The organism is Ensifer adhaerens, from assembly GCF_000697965.2.
Classification (GTDB): domain Bacteria; phylum Pseudomonadota; class Alphaproteobacteria; order Rhizobiales; family Rhizobiaceae; genus Ensifer; species Ensifer adhaerens.
The window spans coordinates 529169-547431 of the sequence record NZ_CP015880.1 but is presented as its reverse complement, the minus strand read 5'-3'; the positions used below and the strand labels follow the sequence as shown (position 1 = coordinate 547431).

Below are 18263 nucleotides of genomic sequence, written 5' to 3'. Positions count from 1 at the left end.
AACGTCAATTGCCGTCGGCTTCCCGAACATCGGGCTGCGGCCGCCCGTAACAAAACTGTCATCAACGGCGCATAGAAGCCAAGACAGATGGTGCCGCGCGTCGTCGCTGGACGCGCGACTGTCACTTTAGCACTTTGAATGGCTGCGTGTTCCTCCCTCCCGTTGCCAACGATGGATCGGAACAGGCGGCGGACCCTGGACAAGGCGTTCAGATGAACCTGATTTCCCCTGAAATACCCGGCATCGTCTGGGCCTATCGTTTCCTGCCGGGCGAAAGCCGCTGCCAGCGGATCGCCACCGACGCCTCGATCGACAGCCTGCTATCCGGGGAAGGATGGGTGTGGGTTCACCTCGCGCTCTCGGACGCGCGAACGCCTGCGCTCATCGAGCGGATCGGCAACCTGCCGCCGCTCGCAGTCGCCACGCTGACGAGCCACGATACCCAGGCGGCCATCACCGTTTCGGACGATATCGTGCACGGCACGCTCGTCGATTTCGAGCGCACCTTCGACGCGGTGACGAAGACGATCGGCTGGCTGCATTTCGCCGTCAGCGACCGCATCATCATCACCACCCGCCTGCATCCTTTGCGCAGCATCGACCGCGTCAAGGCAGCGGTGGAAAAGAGCACGAAATGCGCACGGCCGATCGACCTCTTCGAGATGATCGTCGTCGAATTCCAGCGCACGCTGATCTCGCTGGTTCTGGAACTGACCGAGGATCTGAACGTCATCGAGGACCATGTTTATGGCGAGGCTGGGCATCGGCAGCAGCCGGGGCTTGCGCCGCTGCGGCGCACGGTGGTGCGGCTGCATCGGCACCTTCGCACGATCCTCGCCTTGCTCAGGCGGGCGGGCGCATCGGATGAGGACGAGGTACCGCCCGGGTTCATCGACGCCGCCGAGCGGCTTTCCGACCGGCTCGAAGCGGTCGACCGCGACGTCTTCGCCCTGCAGGAACGCGCGCGTCTGCTGCATGAAGAGATCGACAGCAAGATCTCTTCGGAGACCAATCGGCATCTTTACATCCTGTCGCTGATGACCGCCTTCCTCCTGCCGCCGACGCTCGTCACCGGCTTCTTCGGCATGAATACCGGGGCGCTGCCCTTCGCCGACGGCACCGGCACGCTCTATGCGGCGTTGTTCATCGCACTCTCCATGGGCTTTGCCTGGTGGATTCTCCGGCGGATCGGCATTCTCTGAGACACCGGTCGGAACTCTCCCCAGGCGTTCGGTGTTGTTTGGAGCGACGTCCCCGTAGACCGGAACGACACCGTGGAGATTGGAAACATGGCGCTCAAGCGAATGGACAACATAGGCATCGTCGTCGAAGACCTCGAAGAGACGATCGATTTCTTTCGCGAACTTGGCCTTGAGCTCGAAGGGCGGGCGACGATCGACGGGGAATGGGCCGGGCGTGTCACCGGGCTCGGCGATCAGCATGTCGAAATTGCCATGATGCGTACGCCGGATGGCCACAGCAGGCTCGAGCTTTCCCGCTTCCTCGCAGCACCGGTCGTCGCCGATCACCGGACTGCCCCGGTCAATGCGCTTGGCTACCTCCGCGTCATGCTCGCGGTCGACGACGTCGACGATACGGTTGAGCGGCTCCGCAAACGCGGCGCGCAGTTGGTCGGCGAAGTGGTCCAGTATAAGGACGCCTATCGGCTTTGCTATATCCGCGGTCCCGAGGGGCTGCTCATCGGGCTCGCCCAAGAACTTTAGCCACTGCAGGACAAGTTCTCACCAGGCACGGCGCGATCATCGGCCAGGCCCATCGCTCGCAGCTATGGCGGCCTCATGTGATCCCAGGCGAAAAAGGGCCAGGAGCGGAAGCGCCCGGCCCTGCCTACCCTTTAACCATAGGGCGAATAGCACTGGCGGCGCGGGCCGCCATAGGGCTGATAGGTATTGTCGTAGGCCCGGTATGAGCGGTAGCGGTCATAGCACCACTGCACATGGCGGCTGCCATAGACGGGGGCAGGACGCGTGTAGCGCGGCGGCTGGGCGATCGCTCCACCGATAATCACTCCGGTGCCGAAGGCTGCCATCGGATACCACCAGCCATTGTAGTAGCGATAGCCAGGGCGGCGGTAGTTATAACCGCGGTAGCCGTTGTAGTAGTAATAGCCGCCACGACGCTCCATGCCCGGTCGGCGATACTGGACGTTCTGTGCATCGCTCTGCCGCTCAAGGCGCGGCGGTGTCGGCGTGAAGGCCTGCGACGGGGCGGCCGACGTCGCCAGCACAGCCACCGCAACGGCCACGGAAAACCACCGGCTCATCCCGGACTTCAGCACGTTCTTCATAAAATCCCTCCATCACCGAACGCATTTTGCGCGGCCCGGTTTCGGGTTGCCGCGGCATTTCAACCTTTCCATGATTTCACCCGGACCGAGGCCGATACGGGGATGTCCCTCAGCCGGGAAATCCGAAATCGACCGATAACGCATAAGTCACCGGTTTTGTTCCATCTTCCGCCTCCTGCGGGATCAGGTGGCGCGGCCAGCACCCGTTGCTGCAGCAAGGCATTGCCGCATCGTCGACCAACGCCTTCCCGGCTGATCGTCAGATCGCGAACATGAAAGCAATTTCTTATATACAGCCACAGGTCGGTATACATTCGCGCGTCGCTCCCGCACAGTCCGCTCGGGGGCTGGGATTTACGATGCGTTAACGATACTGTCGGCAATCTCAGAGAATGGCAAAGCGGTGTATCTCCACGACAGGGATGATTCTGCGCCTCGCGACCTTCATCGGTCTGGCTTTCGCGGCGGCGATCGCACGCGCCGGTGAAATGGAGCCCTGGAAGACCAAGTCGAATGCCATCATCGTCGACGCCTATGAGATGAACAGCATCGACTGGGAAACGATGCTTGGCGACAAGCGCGTTTCCGGTTTCATCGCCAAGGCCTCCGACGGCCTGCCCGAAAGCTTCTCCTGCACCGGCGACCACAACGGCGACACCTTCAACCACTGCAAGACCATGTGGCGCAAATACGCCGTCAGCCGCGAGCTCTACCAGACCCGCCGGATGATTGCCCGTTCGCACGGGCTGCTGTGGGGTGCCTACCATCTTGCCCGCCCGGGCAATCCCGTCGACCAGGCGAACCATTTCCTCGATTACGCCGATCCGCGCGACGACGAGCTGATGGTGCTCGATCTCGAGGGCATCGATCCGGACAAGTACATGTCGCTGGAGGACGCCGCCATCTTCGCCGGGCACATCAAGACCCGGACCGGGCGCTACCCGATCCTCTATACCAACCACATCACCGCCAAATACATCGCCGCGCACCGGGCCAAACACCGGCTGCTGTCGCGCCTGCCGCTCTGGTACGCCCGTTACAAACCGGATATCCGCCAGGTTTTCCCGATGGGCAACTGGGACAGTTACGCGCTGTGGCAGTTCTCCTCGGGCATCAACTGCGGCAAGCGCCGCTGCCCCTACCGCGTGCCGGGAACGCTTGACGACATCGACGTGAATGTGGCGGCAATGTCGCCGCCGGCGCTGAAAGCGATCTGGGCACAGGGCGCCTTGCTGCCGGAAAAGCCACTGCCGCTGATGCTCGTCGCCCAAGCCGAGCGGGGAACGGGCATGCAGGCGATCGCAAGGGCGACTGCGATGTTTAGCGAGCCGCTGCTCGTGAGCCGCGCTGACGCTACGAGCGGCGCCGGCAGCGGTGTCGACATGCTGGTGACCGGCTCGATCGATTTCGCCCGCCAGGAACGTGCCCTGCAGGTGGCGATCGCCGGCAATGATGCCGCCCAGGGCGCCTGCTCCAAGACGGGGGCCGGCACCGACGCCCCGGCAAGCATTTCCGCCAATCCGATCCCCTGCAACGCGCCCTAAAGCCTGTCGCGTGAAAAGCATTCACGCGACAGGCTTTAAGCGCTTGTTGTTATGCATGTCTTTGTCGCAAAACCGCTGCACACTTTTGCGCGACATCATTAAAGCCTTCAAGCTTCGATCTGGACGTCTCCGAGCGGTCGCGAGCAGCAGGCGAGGATGTAGCCCTCATCGATCTCGTCGTCGAGAATGCCGCCATTGTGGCTCATATCCACCTCGCCTGAGACCTTCATCACCCGGCAGGTGCCGCAGATGCCGCCTTCGCAGGCAGCGCCGATGCGCACGCCGTTGGCGCGCGCCGCCTGCAGGATCGTCTGGCCGGGCTTGGCCTCGATCTCCTTGCCGCTCATGGTGAAGGCGATCTTGGCGGCCTGGACCTCGCCCTCGTCACCGGCGCCGGCGCGCACGGCAATCTCTTCCGCCGCAGGTGCGGCGGCCGGCTGGAAGCTCTCCTCGTGGTAGCGGCCCATGTCGAAACCGGCCGATTTCAGCATCTCGCGCACGCCGCGCATGAACGGTTCGGGGCCGCAGCAGAAAACGGTGCGGTCCATGAAATCGGGCGCAAGCAGCGGCAGCTTGGCGCCATCAATGCGGCCGCGAAGCCCGTGCCAGCCGTGGCGTGCCTCATGTCCCTCGACGATGAAGCCGAGGTTCAGCCCGGACATCTGCGTCGCCAGAACCTCCAGCTCCGAACGGAACAGCAGGTCCTCCGGCCGACGCGCGCAGGAGATGAAGGTCACATCCGTCTCCGGCACGCAGTCCGCCATCCAGCGCGTCATCGACATCATCGGCGTGATGCCGGAGCCGGCCGAGATAAACAGGTACTTGTCGCCGGGATGGCGGACGAAGCTGAAATCGCCGAGCGGGCCAAAGGCGCGGAGTTTCATTCCGGGCTTCAGGTGCTCGAACATCCAGCGGGTGCCGATGCTGTCTGACTGCGCCTTGACGGTCACGGCGATCGACAGCGGCCGCGAGGGCGTCGACGACAGGGTGTAGGTGCGCATCACTGGCTCGTCGGCGACGGGCAGTTCGAGGGTCACGAATTGCCCGGGCAGATAGCGAAACCAGGCGGGCTTTTCGGCCCGGAAGGTGAAGGTCATGACATCGGCGGTCTCGACAACCGCCGATGTGCATTCGAGCATCTGCTGCCGGTCGATCCAGACGTGGAGCGCGTCGAAATGGTGAAACGAAGAGGCCATCTGCATGTCAGGCGACCCTTGAAAGCGGAGCCGCGTCGCCGGCAAGGCGCTGCTCCATGAACTTGCAGTACCACTCGACGAACTGCATCACGCCACCCTCGTGCTCGGGCGAATAGGGACCGGGCTCATAGGCCGGTGAGCGGATGCCGAAGGCATTTTCCTCGACGATCTGACGGTCCTGGTCGTTGGTCTCGGTCCAGACATGCGTCAGTTCATCTAGATTGTAGTCGACGCCTTCGACCGCATCCTTGTTGACGAGCCACTTCGTCGTCACCTGCGTCAGTTCGGGCCCGAGCGGCAGCACCCGGAAGGTGATGGCGTGGTCGGCGAGCACATGGTTCCAGGTGGTGGGATAGTGGAACATCAAGAGCGTGCCGATCTGGCTCTGGGAGACGTCGGCGGACAGGGCCCGCCTGACGGCGCGGGCGCCCGACATGGTGTAGCTTTCGGCATTGTCGACAAGCGGCATGCGGGCGGCGCGGAACTGACCGGTCGGCGACATCTTAAATTCGCTCGGCAGGCCCTCGGCCTCGCACTTCGCCCAATGTTCGGCGATCACAGGATCATCCTTGGCGCCCTGCACCCCGGTCGCCGTCGGCGCCTCAGGATAGGTGCGGCAGAGTTCCGGATGATTGGCGGCGCAATGGTAGCATTCGCGGTTGTTTTCCCAGACGAGCTTCCAGTTGCCCTTCTCGATGATGGTGCTTTCGAACGCGACCTTGGTTTCGCCGAGCCGATGCGGCGCGAGATACGGCAAGGCCATGTCGCGGAACGCCGTGAAATCCATCGGCTTTTCCGACAGGTTGATGAAGATGTAGCCGCCGACCGTTTCGCAATGGATCGGCTTCAGACTGTGGGCGGCCTTGTCGAAATCCTCTCCCATCTGCCGGGCAAAGAGCAGCGAGCCGTCGAGTTCGTAGGTCCACTGGTGATAGGGACAGACAAGCTTTGCCGACGAGCCTTTCGCCTGCGTGCAGACGCGCGAGCCGCGGTGGCGGCAGGAATTGTGCAGAGCCCGGATGGCGCCCTGGCGGTCGCGGGTGATGACAACGGGGTAGTCGCCGACCTGGACGGTGAAGTAATTGCCGGCCCGCGGGATCTCGCAGTCATGGCCGATAAACAGCCAATCCTTGTACCAGATGTTTTCCAGATCCTGCCTGTAGTAGTCGGGATCGATGTAAAAGGCCCGGTCGAGGCTGTAGCCGTCCTGCCTGCCCTTCAGCTTTCGAAGCATATCGTTTCTGGTGTCCATGTCCTGTCCTCATGCGCCATGTTTCGGAGAGGCAGGACAGGAACCCGCACGGGCGCACGCCCATGCGTTTGAGGCTCCGATCCGGCTGCCCGCCGCAACCCGTTACGGTTATGTCCGTCAAGGCTGGTTTCCGGGCTCAGGAGCCGTCCTTTCGGACCTGCCCGGCGCCTTCCCGGACGAACCGTCCAGTGGCCTTTGCCGAGGCTTTCGCTCCACCACCGTTGCGGGGGCAGCGCCGGGATTTGACCGGCTTCCCAATTCTCCATCTTCCCTTCGAAGACGGCACCTTGAGTAAGGATATGTAATCGCGGAAGTCACCTTGGCAGCTGCCCGATAGCGACATCCAATTCCAGAATGACGACACGGAAAAAACCGCCACAAAAGGCCACCGTCTTAGAATTTTTACATTGCAAACATATAGATAGATCACATCTTGGGCAATTGCCGACTTTTGCGGCGCGGTCGGCGCAGATGCGGGAGGGCTTCGCCCGTTTGCGACATCGCGTCAGATAGAGAACGCTAATGATGCAGCCAGGACGAAATCATTCATTAACCATGAGCCGCTAGCCTAGCCGGCGGACGAGAGAGGTCCTGCAGGCAGGCAGATGGCGCGCTGACGATCATGGCAAAGTTGAGATACTACGACGCGACAGCCGAGAAGCTGCCGACAATCCCGCCGAAGGTGGCGGTTCATACCGAATTCCTGCGTACGGGCCGGATCAACCGCAGGCAATGGTTGCCGAGCGAACGCCGGTATTTGAGCTATGAGGAAGTCGCAGACAGGACGGGCAAGAAGCTCAGCACCGCCGGCGACACGACCCATAAGCGGATCAACGGGTTCCACAACTCGATCCAGTTCCCGAAGATGATCTTCCACCGCACGCTCGTCGGCCGGCCGCATCTCGGCTACTGTCACGTGACGGCGGCGCGTACGCCGGTTACTCCCTCCAAGGACATCACCTGGTCCTTCTACTTCGCCAACTTCTTCTGCAACCTGGGCGACGAGACGCATTTTTTCGAGAGTATCCAGCCCGGCTATTCACGCATGTACTTCGCCGTCGCCATCGAACCGGGCGCCCAAGCCGGGCAAATGGTCATCAACCGCAACTTTCGTGACAACGGGCTGCTGTTTCGCACGGATGATCCCAAGGTCGCGCTGAAAAACGTACTGATGCTTGGCGCCAAGGATGACGCGTTGCGTCGCATCATTCGCAGCCTCTGAGCCGAACCGGTTCCTTCAAAGAAAATCGTTCTGTTTTTCCGGTGCGTCCGTTAAGGAAGCGTCGGAAAGGAAACGGCATGGCTGAGATCATCGACACGGATAGAGAACCGGACCGCGCGATCGCGCGCGCCTGCGCCGTTCTTGGCGAAGGCGAGCCGGTCGCCATTCCGACCGAGACCGTCTACGGCCTTGCCGCCGACGCTACCAATCCCGATGCGATCAGTCGCATCTACGAGATGAAGGGGCGCCCGCGCTTCAATCCGCTGATCTCGCATGTTTCCGACATGGCGATGGCCGAAGCCCATGTGCATTTCGATCCGATTTCGAGGCAGCTGGCCGAAGCCTTCTGGCCCGGCCCGCTGACGCTGATCCTTCGGCAGCGCGCCGACAGCACGGTTCATGCGCTGGCGTCCGCCGGCCTCGACACGCTCGGCATCCGCATGCCCGACGGTTTCTCGCGCCGGGTAATCGCTCACTTCGGGCGACCACTGGCCGCGCCCAGTGCCAATACGTCGGGCAAAATCAGCCCGACCAGTGCGGTCCATGTGGAAGCCGATCTCGGCGACAAACTGAAGCTGATCCTCGACGCCGGCCAGGCCCAAATCGGCCTTGAGTCGACGATCATCAAGGTCGACGGCGACGAGATCCGGTTGCTTCGGCCGGGTGGCCTCGATGCCGCCGAGATCGAACGCCTGCTTGGTCGTCCGGTGACCCGGCCGGAGACGGCGGGAGCGACGATCGAGGCGCCGGGCATGCTCGCCTCGCACTACGCGCCCGGCGCTGCCGTCCGGCTCGATGCCGCCGAGGTGCATGCCGGCGAAGCCTTGATCCGTTTCGGCGGCAATCGGATCGCCGGCGAAGAGCAGGCGGCCGTCGTTCTCGATCTCAGCCCGACTGGCAATCTGCGCGAAGCCGCCGCCAATCTCTTCGACTATATGAAGCGGGCGGATGCCAGCGGCGCAGAGACCATCGCCTTCGGGCCGATCCCTTCGGACGGGTTGGGGGAAGCCATCATCGACCGGTTACAACGGGCGGCGGCACCACGAGGGTAAGATAGTGTGCGGCATCTTCTCCGCACCCACCCTCATCGAACGGCACCAATTGCGGTTATGATCGCCGCCGACCAGGAACCGAGGACCAGATCCTCAGATCGACCGATCCGATAGCGCGCGCAGGCGCAATGCGAAGTGAGGCCCATGACCACCCTTCCCTCTCCCGAACTCATCGCTTCCTTCGCCGAGATCGTCGGCAACACCAACGTGCTGACGGACGAAGCCGACAAGGCGCGCTATCTCGTCGAATCGCGCGGACTTTACCGCGGCACGACGCCGATGGTCCTGCGTCCGGCCAACGTCGACGAGGTCTCGCGCATCATGAAGCTCGCGAGCGCCACCCGCACGGCGATCGTGCCGCAGGGCGGCAACACCGGCCATGTCGCCGGGCAGATCCCGCGGGAGGGCAAGGCAGACATCGTTCTTTCGCTGGAACGGCTGAACCGCATTCGCGACATCGATCCGGTCGGCAATGTCATCGTCGCCGATGCCGGCTGTATCCTCGCCGATATCCAGAAGGCGGCGGACGAGCACAATCGCCTGTTCCCACTGTCGCTCGGCTCGGAAGGTTCAGCCCGCATCGGCGGCAATCTCTCCACCAATGCAGGCGGCACCGCCGTGCTTGCCTATGGCAGTATGCGCCAGCTTTGCCTCGGCCTCGAAGTGGTGCTGCCGACCGGCGAAATCTGGGACGGGCTGCGCCGGTTGAAGAAGGACAATACCGGTTACGACCTGCGCGATCTCTTCATCGGTGCCGAGGGCACGCTCGGCGTGATCACCGGCGCCGTGCTCAAGCTTTTCCCGAAGCCGCTCGGGCATCAGGTCGCCTTTGCCGGAGTCGGCAGCGTCGAGCATGCGCTCGCTCTGTTTGAAAAGGCGTCCAGCCTTTGCGGGCCGGCGTTGACCGGCTTCGAGCTGATGCCGCGGCTCGGCGTCGAATTCACCACCAAGCACATCCCCGGCGTTCGTGATCCGATGGAAACGGTCCATCCCTGGTACGCGCTGATCGATATCTCGACGTCCGATAGCGCCGAAAGCGCGGAACGGATGGTACAGGATCTGCTGGAGCAGGGATATGCGGCCGGCCTCGTCGAGAATGCAGTGATTGCCGCCAACGAGACACAGGCGAAGGCGCTGTGGCACATGCGCGAGAGCATGTCGCCGGCACAAAAGCCCGAGGGCGGCTCGATCAAGCACGATGTCTCCGTGCCCGTCTCCAGCATTCCGGCCTTCATGAAGGAGGCGGATGCCGCCGTCGTGAAAGCGATCCCCGGCGCCCGCATCTGCTCCTTCGGCCACATGGGCGACGGCAACATCCACTACAACATTTCGCAGCCAGTCGGCGCCGACAAGCAGGCCTTCCTCGACCGCTGGCGCGAAATCAACGCCATCGTCCACGGCATCGTGCTTGGGTATAACGGCTCGATCTCCGCCGAGCACGGCATCGGCCAGTTGAAGCGCGACGAGCTCGCCGAGGTCCGGGCGCCGATCGAAATCGAGCTGATGCAACGCATCAAGCACGCGTTCGATCCCGCAGGCATCATGAACCCCGATAAAGTGCTGCGCGCCGACGGTTGACGACGCGCCGTTTCGCGCGGCGCGCGGCGATGCAGCAACAGGCTTGGGCTGACCGTCAGACGGCGTGCGTCAGCGGCCGCCTGCGCGCAATTGCGAGAGCGACAGCAAGGTCTCGGCACTGACGCCAGCGCTGCCGCCGCCAGTCAGAATCGCGAGACCGGGCGATACATCCTGGTTGTTCTCGACGTCGTAGAGCGCCGTGAAGCGTTGCAGAAGCTTCTCAAGCTGACCCGGCTGCTGCAGTTCCTTGATGTTGACGGTGCGCTCGATAAAGGCCGCCTGGGCCTCGATCTTGGCGTTCTGCAAGCCCTCCGGCATGCTGTAGGCGGTCTTGATGACCTCGAACAGGGCGCGATCGGCCAGGATGTCGTAGGCCGTGTTGATGTCCGAGGCCTTGCGCTTGAAATAGAGCGCCAGGCGAATGCCGCCGTTATCGGCGCCCTCCTTCTCTTCGAGCGACTGATTGAGGAAGAGATCAACGGTGGTGACGAGACCGCGGCGGGTCTGGATCTGCCCTGCCTCGCCCCTGACGATCTTGCCGTCCTTGTCGAAGTTGAAGGACGAGACGATCTCGCGATACTTCAGCCCATTCGGGTCGGTGTTGATGAAGCTCTTCGGATCTTCGAGATCCGACGTGAACATACTCCTGAGATAGTCGGACTTGACCGTCTCCGGATCGATGCCTGCGCCGACGAGAACCATGTCGACCAGCCGGCGGTTCTTGAGGAAGGCATCCAGCGTTTCGATCTTCGCGATCTCGGAGGTGTAATATTTGGCTTCTTCCTGGGCCTTTTCCTTCGCGATCTTCTTCTCGTCGTCCGTGCCGAAGCGGGACTTGGCGACGATATAGGCCCGCGCCGTATTCATGATGTCGCCGTCGCTCTGGGCGAGTTTTGGTGCGCCGAGAGTCCCGTCCGGATTGAAGTTGAACGCTTTCACGAGCTTGACGTAGCGTTCGTCGCGCAGCGTGTTGACGTAGCTTCTGGGATCGTTGAGATCGCTCGTCAGAATGCGCTTCAGATCACGCTTGCTCAGGCCCTCGTCTTCGAGACCGAAGGCGCTGAGCGTGAACTTCAGTACGCCATTGTCGGCCAGCAGCTTGTCGACCGACTCCATCGAATTGACCAGCAGCTTGAAGCGCTTGACCAAGGCTTCGTCTTCGGCATCGCCCTTGTCATTGTAGCGGACCATGTAGCCGTCGGACGTCTTCTTCAACTGATCGGCGTCCTGCGCCGTCTTGCCGGGCTGCAGCGTGCCGTCGGGCCGGAAGTTGAAGGCTTTGTGCATTTCCTTAAAGGCGGCATTGTACTCGCCGCCCTGCGTGTTGACGTAGCTGTTCGGGTCGTTGATGTCGCTGGTGAGGATGTTTTCGATCGTCGACGGCACGGTCGTCGACGCTTTGAGGCCGAAGGCCGTGACGAGGTAGTTGAACAGCCGGCTGTCGCTGGTCAGCTCGGAGATGCTGGTGACGCCGGCGATCTTGCCTTCGTAATATTCCTTGTTGAGCAGTGCCCCGGCGCCGGTCAGGCGCGCGCCGCCGAGCGGCGTTTCGCCCGGTTTCTTGAAGACGTAGATGTTGTTGAGTTCCGTCTTCTTTGCGTCGCTTATCGCCTTTTCGCCGGCCGGCACGCTGCCATCAGCGTTGAAGTTAAAGGTTTCCGCCAACTTGATGTAGGTTTCGAGATTGCGGATGCGCCCGTTCAGCGTGTTCAATTCCTCGCCGAGCGATGCGAGCAGCGCGGGCGCCTGATCGCGTGGCGGAAGCTTGGCATCGAGATCGGCGACGATCGCGTTGTGCTCGTCGATCTTGGCCTGAATCGCCGGCTTGTCGGCAGCGGGCGCCTCCGCAAGTTCGGACGTCAGCCTGTTAATCTCCCCGAGGGACTTGAGCCGCGTCTGAAGGTCAGTCTGCAGCTTGAGCGCTTCTTCCCGCCTCGTCACAGCGGCCGTGCGGCTTGCGGTCAGAGCGGCAGGGTCGCTGGTCAGCGCGTCGCGGACCTCGGTGTAGTTGAACGTCTTCGGGTCAATATCGAAGACGGTGAAGGCAAACGAACGCAGTCGTTCGTTGCCGAGGAACTTGTCGACATCGGTGACGAGATCCATGGCCGCGCCAAAATAGGCCATCTCTCCGCGCATGGCCGTGTCGAGGCTGGCGATCCGCTCGTTGTAGAGACCGATCAGCGCATCCTGCTGTGCGTTGGTTTGAGCCACCGGCTTCGACGAGCTGAAGCTGAAGGCCTGCGCGAAGTTGCGGTAGCGTTCATCGGTGAGACGGTTGGCAAAGCTGCTTTCGTCCGAAAGATCGCTTTCCAGCACCTTGCGCATGAAGGCCTTGGCATAGGTCATGTCCTCCAGGCCATGCGCTTTCATCGCGTATGAGTAGAGTCGATAGTCGTTCAGAAACTCCTCGACAGTTTTCACGCTGCCGATGTTCTCTTTATAATACTCCGCTTCGCGCGCGATCTGCGGCTGCTGGGCAATGCGGTTGAGGCTGCTCCTCATGTCCCGCGTGATGCGACTGTAGTCGAGATAGGTCGATACCATGCCCTGGCGCCTTGTCGGTTACCCATGGGGACAGGCTGGACCCGAGCCCCGAAACAGAATTCTGACGCGTCATGATTGCAGGACTGGCTTGCGTGTGGCTTTTCCCGGCAGTTCGAACGACGGCAAAGGTGCGCCTGATCGGAACGAATGCGGCCGCGCTGTTGACGAAACGGAAACCCTGACCGGTCGGCTTTTGCTAACCATCGAGAAACGCAAAGTTTTCTTAACCGCGAATTTTAAGTCGTTCGGAAAGGGCGCCGCCTATTCTCCCGCTCATAGAGGACGAAAAGTCCCGACGAGAAGACCGGAAACCGGCTCTCAAGGAAAAACAAGGGCGATTGAAATGCGCAACACACTCTCTCAACCCGCATGGGTCGAAAACACGCTCCGTCTTGATCCGCAGCGCTTTCCACAGCAGGCGAGCTACGCCTTGCGCGGTCACACCGGTAATGTCACGATCAGCCTGGACGAGCGTGGCGCAGTTCTGCGCAAGGTGCTACCATCGAGCGGCCTGCCGCTTTCGATCGCACTGCCGGCGCGCGCATTCAAGGGGGTCGCGGCTCGCGCGATCGATCACGGCGACGGAGACGTTACAGTGACGCTGGAACTTCATCACGACGACCCGGACCTCTGTGTCCCGCTGCTCGTCGCACACGACCTGTCCGACATCGCAGCCGACTGGCGCGCCTGGGCAGAAGCTTATCGCATTCCGATGCTCATGGTCGAAGCGGATGGCGTGGCAAGGCCGCTCGAAGAGCACCTTGGCGACGTGCGCACCGCGCCCGTCAAGCCGCGCCGCCGCCACTCCTTCTTCGCAGAGCGCCGCCCGCGCTTCCTCGTGCGCCGCTCCACCGGCACGCTTGGCGTACACATGAAGATCGACGGGCGCGAGATCATCGCCCGCAGCTGATTGAAGAGCCTACCTCCAGCGCGACAGCCGGCCGTTCCCTGCGGCCGGCTGTCGCGTTTGGCGAGGTCAGATCTGTCGGGACATTTTCTTCGTGCACGCATGCACTGGGTCGTCGCCGCCTCCCCCGACGATTTACCGAATGTTCCCCCGGAAACAGTTGCGTCGCCTTCTTCGTGCCATATGGGCTGCATAGCCAAGACCACGAAAGAAGGAGAAACCCGATGCGCAAGCACATCGCCTCAGTCGTTGCCGCCGTCCTGTCCAGCTTCCGTGCGCGTCACGAGGCGAGGAAGCGCAAGGCCGCCCGCGACATCAGCTGGGCCTGAGATTTTTGCGGCCCGCAACAGGCAGGCCGACCATGGGGCAATGAAGACGATCCTCCGCCGCAACGGAGGATTTTTCATATCAGGCGCAGGAGAAGCGCCAGCACCAGCCCGGCGAAGATGATCAGACCGACGATGCTGTTGAACTTGAACAGCGCCAGGCACTGTGCAGGATCATGGATGTTCAGGACGAGGATCTGATAGGTCAGCATCGCTGCTGCGATCAGGAGGCCGACATAGGCGACGGCACCGGCGCCGGCTGCAACGAACGACAGAAGGACGAGCAGCGTCGCGATGCCATAAAGGCCGATCAGCCAGGGGCGCGGGTTTTCACCGAAACGCCGCGCCGTCGAGCGCACGCCGATCAGTTCATCGTCCTCCTTGTCCTGGTAAGCGTAGATCGTGTCGTAACCGATCGTCCAGGCGATGGCAGCGCCGTAAAGCAGAACGGCGGCAACCGACAACGTGCCGAATTCGGTCGCCCAGCCCATCAGCGCGCCCCAGGAAAACGCCAATCCCAGAAAGAACTGCGGCCAGTCGGTAAACCGCTTGGCGAAGGGATAGATCGCGACGATCGCCAGGGACAGGATGCCGAGCACGATCGAGAAGGTGTTGAACTGCAGCAGCACGACAAGGCCGACAAGTGCCTGCAGCACCGTGAACACCTTGGCCTGAAGGCGCGAGACGCGCCCCGACGGCAGCGGCCGCGAGCGGGTACGGGCAACCTCCATGTCGATGTCGTGATCGACGATATCGTTGTAGGTGCAGCCAGCACCACGCATGGCGATGGCGCCGACAGTGAACAGGAAGCAATGGAACAGGAAGCGGCCGAAGGAGAATTGACCGGCACTCGCCGACACACCCGACGCCAGGGCCACGGACCAGAGGCAAGGCAGCAGCAGCAATTGCCAGCCGATCGGACGGTCCCAGCGGGCAAGCTGCGCATAGGGCCAGAGCGCACGCGGCAGCACTCGATAGACCCAGTTGTTGGACGGCGCGTCCTGAACGCGGCCGGAATCGGCAGAGATTGTGTTCATATCCCTGTTTGACGCCGCAGGCCCGGCCGGTCAAGCGGCGAGATCGCCGCCGACCACGGGAGGAAAACGCCTGATCAGGGAAGCGTGAAGTCGAAGCGGTAGGTTGCCGACAGACCGACGAGAACCTGGTTGCGGCTGCCGCGTTCGCGAACGAGGCTGGAATCGGCCGCCGGGCCAAGCAGGCGCTTGTATTCGGCATAGGCGCTCGTCTCGAGCTTTTCGGTTGCCTGCCAAGTGATCGCAGCACCGACACCGGCCGAGCCGACGCCGCCATGCGGGGTATAGTTGCTGAGACCGGAGGCCGTCGCCTCGCGATCATTCACGCCGTAATAGGCCGTGTAGTAGCCGCTGCTAGCTGCCGACAGGCGCGGGCCGCCGGAAATGCGGACATTGCTGCTAACATCGGCAAAGGCGTCCGCCGCGACATCGGCAACGACGCCGTGGTGACTGCGGATACCCTGGCGGACTTCGGCGCGCACACGCAGCCAGTCGGTCGGGTAGACCTCGGCAAAGCCGCCGGCTTCACCGCCGAACTTGACCGGATCAAGTCCCTTGAGGTCGCTGGACGTGCCGGCATCGCGTTCGAAAATCAGCTTTCCGACGAGACCGGCGCGGAAGCTGCCCTGGTCGACCAGCGCATAGGACATGTTGTCGTTGCGCGAGGAGAAGCGGACCGTGCTGCCGGCCTTGCCGAGCGAGATCAGCGGGGCCGCCTGGAACATGCGCTTGGAAGCGCCTTCGTATTTCGGGCCGTAAAAGCCGGTGGCGCCGACCTTCAGGTACCAGTCACCGGACCAGAAATGTTGGCCGTCACCGGCGGAGGCGGCATTTGCCGACAGCAAAAGGGTTCCAGAAAGGAAAACAAGAGAACGGATACGCAAGAAACAACTCCGGAAGATTCATTCGCCGGGGCGAAATTGGCCGTGCCGTCGGGCCGAAGGAGGGAGTGGGCAGGAACGGCACAGGGCGAGTTATTGGCCCTTGTTCCTACGATTCCGTTAACCAGGTCAATTCAGCTTTCGTTTCCCATGAGCGCCGTAGCTGCCCGCGGTCACTGGCCGAGATAGGTCTTCAGATAGACGCTCGGCGGGCTGCCGAGCATGCGGCGGAACATCGTCGTAAAGGCCGCGACGTTCTCATAACCGGCATCGAGCGCCACATTGATGATCGGCTCGCCGTCGGCCAGAAGCGGCAGCGAGGCGAAGATGCAGGCCTGCTGGCGCCAGGTGACGAAGCTGACGCCCGTCTCGTTGCGAAACAGCCGCGTGAACGAGCGGCGGCTGAGACCCAGCCTGTCGGCCCACTGGTCGATGCTTGCGGCCGCCGACGGCGCCTGCAGGAATTGCCGGCAGAGCGCCGCAAGCTTTTCGTCGCGCGGGAACGGCAGGCCGAGTGGGCGCTCCTGCAGCCGGCCGATTTCCTCCAAAAGCAGATCAGTCACCAGTTGTTCGCGCCGCTCCGACATCGCCTCGTTCTCTACGCTGACGAGCGCATCGACGAGGCTGCCGGCCAGCGGGTTGATTTCCATGACCATCGGCCGCTCGGCTCGCAAAAGGTCCGGCGCGAAATAGATCGAGTGCATGCGCACGTCGCTGATCATCTCGGCCGAATGCTCCACGCCCGCCGGGATCAACAAAGCGTGGCCGGGCGGCACCATCCACCGCCCGCGCTCGGTGCGCATCAGCACGACGCCGCCGCGCGCCCACCACAGCTGGGTCCGGGTGTGTTTGTGAAAAGGCACGAGGAGGCCGGCATTGTAATCCCGTCCGAGCGCGAGCACCGGGGCGTTTCCCGTCTCGACCCAGTCGAGGTTCCGGAAGTGATCGTCATCGGGAAGCTGCGGCAGCGGATATCGGCGGATCGGCATTTGGCCCACTCACGAAAGAAATCGACCAGATCACAAAAGCAGGCCAACGGCAACCTCAGTAGAGATAGGCCACGCCGCACACAACCTTCGAGACGGCAAGGAATCACCCATGTCTACCGTGACTTCAACTTCCGGGATCTCCCCGGAGAAGACGGCTTTCTCCGTCATCCTGGCAGTCAGCTTCTGCCATATGCTGAACGACATCATGCAGTCGCTGCTGACGGCACTCTATCCCCTGCTGAAGGCGAACTACTCGCTCGACTTCGTGCAGATCGGCCTCCTGACCTTTACCTTCCAGCTGACGGCATCGATGCTGCAGCCGGCCGTCGGCATCATCACCGACCGCTGGGCCCTGCCCTATCCCCTGCCGCTCGCCATGCTGTCGACCTGCAGCGGCCTGATCCTGCTCGCCAACGCCCATGACTTCTGGGTTCTTCTGGTTGCTGCCAGCCTGATCGGCGTCGGCTCGGCGATCTTCCATCCGGAGTCCTCCCGCATCGCGCGCCTCGCCTCCGGCGGCCGCCATGGCCTGGCGCAGTCGCTGTTCCAGGTGGGCGGCAATGCCGGCAGCGCCATGGGTCCGCTGCTCGCCGCCTTCATCGTCATCCCCTTCGGCCAGGGCAGCCTCAGCTGGTTCTCGATCGTCGCGATCATCGGCTTCTTCGTGCTCTCCTGGGTCAGCACCTGGTATGTCCGCCATCGCCGCACGACCATGAGCCGCGCTGCGCCGAGCCGGGCGCTGCCTCTGCCGAAGGGCCGGGTGATGTGGGCTGTTGCCGTGCTCGTGCTTTTGACGGCCACCAAGAACGTCTACATGGCGAGCATCTCCAGCTACTTCACCTTCTTCGTCATCGAGAAATTCGGTATCGACGTACAGCAGGCGCAGTTGATGCTGTTCCTGTTCCTGGGCGCTGCCGCAGCCGGGACCTTCCTCGGCGGCCCGATCGGCGACCGCTACGGCGCCCGCTTCGTCATCTGGTTCTCGATCCTCGGCGTCATCCCCTTCGCGCTGATGCTGCCCTATGCGAACCTCTTCTGGACCGGCGTGCTCTCCGTCATCATCGGCCTGATCTTCTCCTCGGCCTTCTCGGCGATCGTCGTCTTCGCCCAGGAGCTGGTTCCCGGTCGCGTCGGACTGATTGCCGGCGTCTTCTTCGGGTTCGCCTTCGGTTTCGGCGGTATGGGCGCTGCCGTACTCGGCATCTTCGCCGACCGGCAGGGCATCGAGTTCGTCTACACGATCTGCTCCTATCTGCCGCTGCTCGGCATCCTGACGATCCTCCTGCCGAAGCTCCCGACGCGGTAGCCGCTCCGGCAGAAAAAACAGAAAATCGGACCGGGCGCCGCCATGCGGCGCCCGGTTTTCGTCTGCGCGGCAAACGGCACGCGGCACCCCGGCCACTCGTCGCAGCCCTACGTAATCATTCATC

General features: G+C 62.6%; 14 protein-coding genes, 1 pseudogene and 1 riboswitch. Of the genes and pseudogenes, 8 read left to right on the top strand and 7 right to left on the bottom strand.

All coding sequences use genetic code 11. The features are described 5' to 3' along the window. Window positions 1-212: 212 nt before the first annotated feature. Window positions 213-1202 (top strand): transporter, encoded by a 990-nt coding sequence (locus FA04_RS02520; RefSeq protein ID WP_034801135.1) that lies wholly within the window; start codon window positions 213-215, stop codon window positions 1200-1202. Window positions 1203-1289: 87 nt separating this feature from the next. Next, window positions 1290-1724, top strand: a complete 435-nt coding sequence (locus tag FA04_RS02515; protein ID WP_034801133.1) for a VOC family protein — start codon at window positions 1290-1292, stop codon at window positions 1722-1724. Between the two features lie 131 nt (window positions 1725-1855). Here the strand turns inward: FA04_RS02515 and FA04_RS02510 are convergent, their stop codons facing one another. Beyond that, on the bottom strand, window positions 1856-2284 hold the full coding sequence (locus tag FA04_RS02510) for a BA14K family protein (protein WP_034801454.1): 429 nt from the start codon (window positions 2282-2284) through the stop codon (window positions 1856-1858). Window positions 2285-2700: 416 nt separating this feature from the next. Between FA04_RS02510 and FA04_RS02505 the strand changes: the two are divergent. Beyond that, window positions 2701-3738, top strand: a pseudogene (locus tag FA04_RS02505) (glycoside hydrolase family 25 protein); the annotation flags it as partial. A 221-nt stretch (window positions 3739-3959) separates the two neighbouring features. Here FA04_RS02505 and FA04_RS02500 read toward each other — a convergent pair. Continuing rightward, window positions 3960-5054, bottom strand: a complete 1095-nt coding sequence (locus FA04_RS02500) for an FAD-binding oxidoreductase (RefSeq protein ID WP_034801131.1) — start codon at window positions 5052-5054, stop codon at window positions 3960-3962. A gap of 1 nt (window position 5055) precedes the next feature. Next, the gene (locus FA04_RS02495) at window positions 5056-6300 is read right to left on the bottom strand and encodes an aromatic ring-hydroxylating oxygenase subunit alpha (RefSeq protein WP_034801129.1); all 1245 of its coding nucleotides are present in this window, start codon (window positions 6298-6300) and stop codon (window positions 5056-5058) included. 104 nt (window positions 6301-6404) lie between these two features. Continuing rightward, window positions 6405-6605: riboswitch (cobalamin riboswitch) on the bottom strand. A gap of 317 nt (window positions 6606-6922) precedes the next feature. Here FA04_RS02495 and FA04_RS02490 point away from each other — a divergent pair. The 3 genes from FA04_RS02490 (at window position 6923) to FA04_RS02480 (ending at window position 10152) form a co-directional block, all read left to right on the top strand. Continuing rightward, window positions 6923-7522: a DUF6656 family protein gene (locus FA04_RS02490; protein WP_034801127.1), complete on the top strand. Its 600-nt coding sequence runs from the start codon at window positions 6923-6925 to the stop codon at window positions 7520-7522. A gap of 77 nt (window positions 7523-7599) precedes the next feature. Further along, the gene (locus FA04_RS02485) at window positions 7600-8574 is read left to right on the top strand and encodes an L-threonylcarbamoyladenylate synthase (RefSeq protein ID WP_034801125.1); all 975 of its coding nucleotides are present in this window, start codon (window positions 7600-7602) and stop codon (window positions 8572-8574) included. 144 nt (window positions 8575-8718) lie between these two features. Continuing rightward, window positions 8719-10152, top strand: coding sequence for an FAD-binding oxidoreductase (locus tag FA04_RS02480; protein ID WP_034801122.1), 1434 nt, complete (start codon window positions 8719-8721; stop codon window positions 10150-10152). 69 nt (window positions 10153-10221) lie between these two features. On the opposite strand, the gene FA04_RS02475 is transcribed toward FA04_RS02480, so the two are convergent. Next, the gene (locus tag FA04_RS02475) at window positions 10222-12696 is read right to left on the bottom strand and encodes a DUF1217 domain-containing protein (RefSeq protein WP_034801120.1); all 2475 of its coding nucleotides are present in this window, start codon (window positions 12694-12696) and stop codon (window positions 10222-10224) included. A gap of 343 nt (window positions 12697-13039) precedes the next feature. Between FA04_RS02475 and FA04_RS02470 the strand changes: the two genes are divergently transcribed. Beyond that, window positions 13040-13606: a DUF6101 family protein gene (locus tag FA04_RS02470; RefSeq protein ID WP_034801118.1), complete on the top strand. Its 567-nt coding sequence runs from the start codon at window positions 13040-13042 to the stop codon at window positions 13604-13606. A 400-nt stretch (window positions 13607-14006) separates the two neighbouring features. Here FA04_RS02470 and ubiA read toward each other — a convergent pair whose 3' ends face one another. The 3 genes from ubiA to FA04_RS02455 all read right to left on the bottom strand — a co-directional run bounded on the left by ubiA (window position 14007) and on the right by FA04_RS02455 (window position 16833). Further along, the gene (gene ubiA, locus FA04_RS02465) at window positions 14007-14966 is read right to left on the bottom strand and encodes a 4-hydroxybenzoate octaprenyltransferase (protein WP_034801116.1); all 960 of its coding nucleotides are present in this window, start codon (window positions 14964-14966) and stop codon (window positions 14007-14009) included. A 74-nt stretch (window positions 14967-15040) separates the two neighbouring features. Then, window positions 15041-15847, bottom strand: coding sequence for a MipA/OmpV family protein (locus FA04_RS02460; protein WP_051659573.1), 807 nt, complete (start codon window positions 15845-15847; stop codon window positions 15041-15043). Window positions 15848-16017: 170 nt separating this feature from the next. Beyond that, entirely contained in the window at window positions 16018-16833 is an 816-nt protein-coding gene (locus FA04_RS02455; protein ID WP_034801113.1) for an AraC family transcriptional regulator, read from the bottom strand. A 109-nt stretch (window positions 16834-16942) separates the two neighbouring features. On the opposite strand from FA04_RS02455, the gene FA04_RS02450 reads away from it, so the two are divergent. Beyond that, window positions 16943-18139: an MFS transporter gene (locus FA04_RS02450; protein WP_034801111.1), complete on the top strand. Its 1197-nt coding sequence runs from the start codon at window positions 16943-16945 to the stop codon at window positions 18137-18139. Window positions 18140-18263: the final 124 nt, after the last annotated feature.

What these genes read in the sequence shown, in the direction of transcription:
- FA04_RS02510 (WP_034801454.1), bottom strand. Translation starts at nt 2,284, where the DNA reads ATGAGCCGGTGGTTTTCCGTGGCCGTTGCGGTGGCTGTGCTGGCGACG.
- FA04_RS02500 (WP_034801131.1), bottom strand. Translation starts at nt 5,054, where the DNA reads ATGCAGATGGCCTCTTCGTTTCACCATTTCGACGCGCTCCACGTCTGG.
- FA04_RS02475 (WP_034801120.1), bottom strand. Translation starts at nt 12,696, where the DNA reads ATGGTATCGACCTATCTCGACTACAGTCGCATCACGCGGGACATGAGG.
- FA04_RS02520 (WP_034801135.1), top strand. Translation starts at nt 213, where the DNA reads ATGAACCTGATTTCCCCTGAAATACCCGGCATCGTCTGGGCCTATCGT.
- ubiA (WP_034801116.1), bottom strand. Translation starts at nt 14,966, where the DNA reads ATGAACACAATCTCTGCCGATTCCGGCCGCGTTCAGGACGCGCCGTCC.
- FA04_RS02470 (WP_034801118.1), top strand. Translation starts at nt 13,040, where the DNA reads ATGCGCAACACACTCTCTCAACCCGCATGGGTCGAAAACACGCTCCGT.
- FA04_RS02515 (WP_034801133.1), top strand. Translation starts at nt 1,290, where the DNA reads ATGGCGCTCAAGCGAATGGACAACATAGGCATCGTCGTCGAAGACCTC.
- FA04_RS02490 (WP_034801127.1), top strand. Translation starts at nt 6,923, where the DNA reads ATGGCAAAGTTGAGATACTACGACGCGACAGCCGAGAAGCTGCCGACA.
- FA04_RS02455 (WP_034801113.1), bottom strand. Translation starts at nt 16,833, where the DNA reads ATGCCGATCCGCCGATATCCGCTGCCGCAGCTTCCCGATGACGATCAC.
- FA04_RS02495 (WP_034801129.1), bottom strand. Translation starts at nt 6,300, where the DNA reads ATGGACACCAGAAACGATATGCTTCGAAAGCTGAAGGGCAGGCAGGAC.
- FA04_RS02485 (WP_034801125.1), top strand. Translation starts at nt 7,600, where the DNA reads ATGGCTGAGATCATCGACACGGATAGAGAACCGGACCGCGCGATCGCG.
- FA04_RS02450 (WP_034801111.1), top strand. Translation starts at nt 16,943, where the DNA reads ATGTCTACCGTGACTTCAACTTCCGGGATCTCCCCGGAGAAGACGGCT.
- FA04_RS02480 (WP_034801122.1), top strand. Translation starts at nt 8,719, where the DNA reads ATGACCACCCTTCCCTCTCCCGAACTCATCGCTTCCTTCGCCGAGATC.